Annotated in this window: 7 protein-coding genes and 1 pseudogene; 6 read left to right on the top strand and 2 right to left on the bottom strand. The window is 67.6% G+C overall.

Annotation, left to right across the window (positions count from 1 at the left end):
* The 5 genes and pseudogenes from Q0U08_RS16210 to Q0U08_RS16190 form a co-directional block, all read left to right on the top strand.
* Window positions 1–418, top strand: a pseudogene (locus Q0U08_RS16210) (tryptophan synthase subunit beta); the annotation flags it as partial.
* Window positions 415–1227: a tryptophan synthase subunit alpha gene (gene trpA, locus Q0U08_RS16205; protein ID WP_298092607.1), complete on the top strand. Its 813-nt coding sequence runs from the start codon at window positions 415–417 to the stop codon at window positions 1225–1227. The pseudogene Q0U08_RS16210 and the gene trpA, both read left to right, overlap by 4 nt.
* On the top strand, window positions 1224–2078 hold the full coding sequence (gene accD / locus Q0U08_RS16200) for an acetyl-CoA carboxylase, carboxyltransferase subunit beta (protein WP_298092606.1): 855 nt from the start codon (window positions 1224–1226) through the stop codon (window positions 2076–2078). The genes trpA and accD overlap by 4 nt, the downstream gene beginning before the upstream one ends.
* 13 nt (window positions 2079–2091) lie before the next feature.
* Window positions 2092–3411, top strand: a complete 1320-nt coding sequence (locus Q0U08_RS16195; RefSeq protein ID WP_298092604.1) for a folylpolyglutamate synthase/dihydrofolate synthase family protein — start codon at window positions 2092–2094, stop codon at window positions 3409–3411.
* Between the two features lie 67 nt (window positions 3412–3478).
* Window positions 3479–3910, top strand: a complete 432-nt coding sequence (locus Q0U08_RS16190) for a DUF6628 family protein (protein ID WP_298092602.1) — start codon at window positions 3479–3481, stop codon at window positions 3908–3910.
* Here Q0U08_RS16190 and Q0U08_RS16185 read toward each other — a convergent pair.
* A complete protein-coding gene (locus tag Q0U08_RS16185; RefSeq protein WP_298092600.1) occupies window positions 3903–5228 on the bottom strand; it encodes an MFS transporter in 1326 nt (441 codons plus the stop codon). The genes Q0U08_RS16190 and Q0U08_RS16185 overlap by 8 nt on opposite strands.
* A gap of 55 nt (window positions 5229–5283) precedes the next feature.
* Entirely contained in the window at window positions 5284–5739 is a 456-nt protein-coding gene (locus Q0U08_RS16180; protein WP_298092598.1) for a response regulator, read from the bottom strand.
* A gap of 110 nt (window positions 5740–5849) precedes the next feature.
* Between Q0U08_RS16180 and Q0U08_RS16175 the strand changes: the two genes are divergently transcribed.
* A partial coding sequence (locus Q0U08_RS16175; protein ID WP_298092596.1) for a pseudouridine synthase occupies window positions 5850–6617 on the top strand: 768 nt, incomplete at its 3' end.

Genomic DNA, 6617 nt, shown 5'->3' with positions numbered 1-6617 from the left:
CGAGGCGGCGGGCGAAGGGCTGGAAGCCAAGCACGCCGCCAGCCTGGCCGGCGGCTTCCCGGGCGTCCTTCACGGCAACAAGACCTATCTGCTGCAGGACGAGGACGGCCAGATCGCCGAGGCGCATTCGATCTCGGCCGGGCTCGACTATCCCGGCATCGGTCCGGAACATGCCTGGCTGAAGGATATCGGCCGCGTCGACTATACCGCGATCACCGACAAGGAGGCGCTGGACGCGTTTCAGCTTCTCTGCCGGACTGAAGGCATCATCCCCGCGCTGGAGCCCTCCCACGCCATCGCCGCCGTTGCCAAGGCGGCGCGGACCATGCCGCGCGACAAGGTGATCCTCGCCAATCTGTGCGGGCGCGGCGACAAGGATATCTTCACCGTCGCCGATGCGCTGGGGGTGGCGATATGACCCGGCTGGCCGACGCCTTCGCCAAGGCTGCCGCCGGGAACCGCGCTGCGCTCGTCGCCTTCGTCACCGCCGGCGACCCCACGCCTGCCGCCACGCCCGCGATCCTCGACGCGCTGGTCGCAGGCGGTGCCGACATCATCGAACTCGGCATGCCGTTCACCGATCCGATGGCGGACGGCCCGGCGATCCAGGCGGCCAATATCCGCAGTCTCGCCGCCGGCACGCGTACCGTGCATATCCTGTCGATCGCGACCGAGTTTCGCGCGCGTCATCCCCATGTGCCCCTCGTCCTGATGGGCTACGCCAATCCGATGCTGCGCCGCGGGTCCGACTGGTTCGGCCAGGCCTGCGTCGCTGCGGGTGTCGATGGGGTGATCTGCGTCGACATCCCTGCCGAGGAGGATGAGGCACTTGGCGCCTCGCTGCGCGCACACGGCGTCGCTCCGATCCGCCTCGCTACGCCGACAACGGATGCGCAGCGCCTGCCCGCCGTGCTGGAGGGAGCCGGGGGGTTCCTCTACTATGTCTCGGTCGCCGGGATCACCGGACTTCAGCAGGCGGCGCAAGCCTCGATCGAGGATGCCGTTTCGCGCCTGAAGAACCAGACCGACCTGCCCGTCGCGGTGGGCTTCGGCATCCGCACGCCCGATCAGGCGGCGGCGGTGGCACGCGTCGCGGACGGTGTCGTCGTCGGCTCCGCCATCGTCGATCTGGTGGCTCGGCATGGCGCCGATGCGCCCGCGCCCGTCACCGCCTATATCACGTCTCTGGCCGACGCGCTCGCGTCCGCTCGAAAGGTTTCCGCATGAGCTGGCTCAACAGCGTCCGCAACGTCATCCCCTTCGTCGCCAAGCGGGAGACGCCCGATAATCTCTGGCACAAGTGCAAGGGATGCGGGCAGATGATCTTCACCAAGGAGCTTGAGGATAATCTCAGCGTCTGCCCGAAATGCGATCATCACGAACGCATCGGTCCCAAGGCGCGCTTCCAGCACATCTTCGATGATGGAAGCTGCAGCGAGCTTCCCGCCCCCAAGGTGCCCGAGGATCCGCTCAAGTTCCGCGATACCAAGCGTTATACCGATCGTCTGAAGACCGCCCGCACCGGCGCGCAGGAAGCCGACGCGCTGGTCAACGCGCGCGGCACCATCGACGGGCACAAGGCTGTCGTCGGCGTGCAGGATTTCGCCTTCATGGGCGGATCGATGGGCCTGGCGGTCGGCGAGGCGTTCGTTCGCGGCGTGGAGGCGGCGATCGCCGACCAGTGCCCCTATGTCATCTTCACCGCCTCGGGCGGCGCGCGCATGCAGGAGGGCATTCTCAGCCTGATGCAGATGCCGCGCACCACGGTGGCCATCCAGATGCTGCACGATGCCGGCCTACCCTATATCGTCGTGCTGACCGATCCCACCTCGGGCGGCGTCATGGCGGCCTATGCGATGCTGGGCGACGTGCAGATCGCCGAACCCAAGGCGACATTGGCCTTTACCGGCCGCCGCGTGATCGAGAACACGATCCGCGAAAAGCTGCCCGACGATTTCCAGACGTCGGAATATTATCTCGATCACGGCCTGATCGACATGGTCGTCCACCGCCGCGACCTGCGCCAGCAGCTTGCGACCGTGATCGGCTATCTCGCGCCCGCCGCCAAGGCCGCCTGACCCAGAGGGCCCCATGCCCGACCATGCCCGCTCCACCGATCCCGCCGTGCAGGAACAGCTCGACCGTCTCTGGTCGCTGTCGCCCGGCGCGGACATATTGGGGCTGGACCGGATCACCCGGCTGCTGGCGCGGCTGGGTGATCCGCACCATCACATGCCGCCCGTCTTCCATGTCGCGGGCACCAACGGCAAGGGCTCGACCTGTGCCTTCCTGCGCTCGGCGATCGAGGCGGCGGGGTATAGCGTCCATGTCTATGCCAGCCCGCATCTCGTCCGCTTCAACGAACGCATCCGCCTCGCCGGCCGCTTGATCGAGGACGAGGCGCTCGCGCCCTTGCTTGCCGAGGTTCTCGATCATGCCGACGGCATCGGCGCCAGCTTCTTCGAGGTGACGACGGCCGCGGCGTTCCTGGCCTTCGCGCGTACGCCGGCCGCCGCCACCATCGTCGAGGTCGGGCTGGGCGGCCGGCTCGACGCCACCAACGTCGTGCCCGCGCCCGCCGTCTGCGGCATCGCCGCGCTCGGCCTCGATCACCAAACGTTCCTGGGCGACAGTATCGAGCAGATCGCTGCGGAGAAAGCGGGCATCGCCAAGGCGAACGTCCCCCTCGTCACCATGGATTATCCCGCCCCCATCCGCCGCATCGTCGCCGATGTCGCCGCCTCCGTCGGCGCGCCCGTCTTCGCCCGCCGCCGCGGCTGGACCAGCCAGTCCGCACGCACCACCGTGCGCTACATCGAACCCGGCTTCTCGCTCGTCGCCAACCGACCGCGCCTCGCCGGCCCCCACCAATCCCGCAACTACGCCCTCGCGCTCGCCATGCTACGCCATCAGGGCGCCCTCAACATCCCCGAAGCCGCGATGCGCGCCGCCGCCGACTGGGCACACTGGCCCGCGCGCATGCAGCGGCTCGCCCACGGCCCCCTGACCGCGCGCCTGCCGCTCGGCTCCGCCTGCTGGCTCGACGGCGCACACAACCCCTCAGCCGCCCTGCCCGTGGCCCGCGCACTGCACCAGCGCCGCGAAGGCCACCCGACCGCGCTCGTCATCGGCATGCTCGCGAACAAGGACGCAGGCCCCGTCCTTGCCACGCTTGGCGCGGAGGTACAGCATGTCGTCGCCGTCCCTGTACCCGATCACGCCCACCACGCGCCAACCGATCTTGTCGCACAGGCGCAGATGCTGGGGCTGAGCGCAGAGGCGGCGCCCGATCCGGGTATCGCGCTCGACCGGATCGCAGTCCATTTCGGCACCCCGGTAACCACCCTCATCGCCGGTTCGCTGTATCTGGCCGGTGAGGTGCTCGAGGCGAACGACCAACTGCCCGACTGACGATCAGTTGCTATTGACTTGCAATAACGCACGCGCGACGGTGTCTTCCACACCACGGAGTCGTGCCATGACCGAAGCCACTGCCACCGTCGCCACCGTCCTGCCGCACGCCTTGCCGGCCTGCCCAAACGCGCGCATCGCGCTGTTCGCCATGCGGCGGATGGGCGCGCATGGCCTTGCCGATGCACGCGCCGCACACACGCTGTTCACCGCCTTCGGACAGGGCTTCCGTCGCCCGCTTGTCCTTACCCGCGCGCTGATGGCCGATCTCGCTGGCAGTGCTACCGGCCAGATCGCCATCGCGCCCTGCTGCTGTGCCCGGATGACCCCGGCCGAATCCGCCCTCCTGACCGTCCTCGCGCGTGTCGAGGTCGAGCCGGAAAAGGCCCATTACCTGATGAGCGACCTGCTCGGCCTCCGGCGGGTCGATGCCGTCCTCGCCAGTGCGGCCGCCCTCGCCGCCGCCTTTGCCGACGACGGCCGCCCGATCGTCATGTGACTGGCGCGCCCTCACGGGCATCGCCTTCGCCAGCGGTGCCCGCGCTGCCGATCGACCGGTCCACCAGCCCCGACCGGCTCATCCACCAGAACAGCACCACCCCCGGCAGCGCCAGCACGGTGGTCAGCAGGTAGAAGTCGACATAGCCGAACCGCTCGACCAGCGCGCCGGCGGTCGTACCCGTCGCCACCCGCCCGACCACGCTCGCCGCCGCCGAGATCAGCGCGAATTGTGCCGCGGTGAAGCGCAGATCGCACAGCGCCGAGAAATAGGCGATCACGACGACCCCGCCATAACCGCTCGCGATGTTCTCGAACCCGATCGCCGATGCCATGCCGAGGTTGGAATGACCAGCCGCGGCCAGTGCCGCAAAGCTCAGGTTCGAGATCGCCATCAGAATTAGCGCCAGCAGGACGGACCGCTTCAGGCCCAGCCGCGCATACAGAATGCCACCGATGAAGATGCCGATCAAATAGGCCCAGAAGCCGACAAACACGTCGTAGAACGCGATCTCGTCTCCGGTGAAGCCCAGATCGTCGAACAACAGCCTGAGCGTCAGATTGGCCAGCGTGTCGCCGACCTTGTGCACCAGGATGAACAGCAGCACGACGATGGCGCCCGGTCGCGCGAAGAACTGCACGAACGGCCCCCATACGGCACGCACCGCTTCCCCCAGATCGCGGCGCTCCACGGTCGCGCGGTATCGTTCGGGTTCGCGCAGCCACAGCCCGGTCACCATCGCCGGCAGGGCAAAGGCGGCGCAGGCCAGATAGGCCGACGACCACCCGGCACGCTCCGCCACCACCAGCGCCAGCGCGCCGGCCCCGGCGGAGCCGATCCGCCAGCCATATTGGCTCATCCCAGATCCGACGCCCAATTGCCGGGGCTCCAGTATCTCGATCCGATAGGCGTCGATGACGATATCGAACGTCGCGCCAGCAATGCCGACGAAGATCGCGGCCATCGCGGTCGCCTGGATATCGGCCCGGGGATCGACCAGCGCCAGATTGACCACCGCGGCGATCACCAGCACCCCCGCGACGATCAGCCAGGAGACGCGCTGTCCCAGTCGGCCAAGGATGGGCAGGCGCACGCCGTCCACGATCCACGCCCACAGGAACTTCAGATTATAGACCAGGAACGCCAGGCTGAACGCCGTGACCGTCTTCTTGTCGATACCGTCCTGCGCCAGCCGCGTGGTCAGCGTCGCGCCGATCATCGCATAGGGAAAGCCCGAGGATATACCCAGCAGGAACGCCGCGATCGGCTGCCGCTCCACATAGGGGCGCACGCCATCCCACCAGGTCCTGCTTTCCATTCGTCCACACACTCCGCCGCTGATCGGTGCGGACCCTAGCGGGATTTACGCGGATTCAAAGCGACGTGTTGGTGGGGGCCGGCACCGCGACCGCGAACAACTGGAAACCCGGCGGCAGGCGGCCCGGTCGCTCACCACCGAGCGACGAGTCGATCGCCGCAATCGCATTGAGCAGGTCGCGCTGCGCATAGGGTTTGGCCAGATAGCCGACGGCAAAGGCGGTCGCTTCCTCCGGGAAACTGCCCGTCACGAACAGCACGGGTACACCCCGCTCATGGGCGGCGCGCGCCACGTCCAGTCCGGACCCGTCGGCCAGCCGCACGTCCGCCAGAACCAGGTCGATGACCTCGCCAGCCTGCAGCACGTCCACCGCGCCGGCGACGGTGTCGACTGTTCTCACGATTTCATATGCGGCGTCCGACAGCAGATGCTCGGTGTCGAACGCCACCAGGGGCTCGTCCTCCACCACGAGAAGCCGCACGATTCTTCGCTTTTTCCGCCCGAACACCATGATCTGCCCGACGTCTCGCTTCTCGTTTCGTTCCTGTTTCTAACGCCTGTGCGGGAGGAAACGACGCAAATATTTTCCATGCGGCCGCCGACTTCTGTATCAGCCGCCGCATGAGTGCCACTGAACATCGTATCGCCAAGCTGCTGGCCCGCGCCGGCGTCGCCTCCCGCCGGGAGGTGGAGCGCATGATCGCGGAAGGGCGCGTCGCGTTGCACGGCACCGTGATCGACACGCCCGCCACCCTCCTGCGCAATCTTTCGGGCGTCACGGTGGACGGCAACCCCGTCGATGCCCCCACCGCCACGCGTTTGTTCCTGTTCCACAAACCGACCGGCCTGCTGGTCACGGAGCGTGATCCCGCCGGCCGACCGACCATCTATGACGCGCTTCCCCGCGATCTTCCGCGCCTTGTACCCGTCGGCCGTCTCGACCTGAATACCGAGGGGCTGCTGCTGCTCACCACCGATGGCAGCTTCAAGCGCCAGCTCGAACTGCCCGCCACCGGGGTCGAGCGCACCTACCGCGCACGCGCCTATGGCGACATCACGCAAGCGCAGCTTGAAGAGTTGAGCGAAGGCATTGAGATCGATGGCATCCGCTATGGCTCGATCGACGCCAATCTGGAACGGCGCACCGGGGCGAATGTCTGGATCGAGATGACGCTGACCGAGGGCAAGAACCGCGAGGTCCGCCGCGTTCTCGAACATCTGGGACTTCAGGTCAGCCGCCTGATCCGCACGCGCTACGGCCCGTTCCTGCTCGGTGACCTGCCGATCAAGGGCATTGGCGAGGTATTGCAGCACGATCTCGTCGCGTTTCGCAAGACGCTGAAGGGCGGCGTCCCCGAGGAGGAGGAGGCGCGGGCGCCTGCTCCGGGT

It is taken from the genome of uncultured Sphingomonas sp., assembly GCF_946477935.1.
Taxonomy (GTDB): Bacteria; Pseudomonadota; Alphaproteobacteria; order Sphingomonadales; family Sphingomonadaceae; genus Sphingomonas.
The sequence above is the reverse complement of the archived record's forward strand: the minus strand, read 5'-3'. Positions and strand labels throughout refer to the sequence as shown.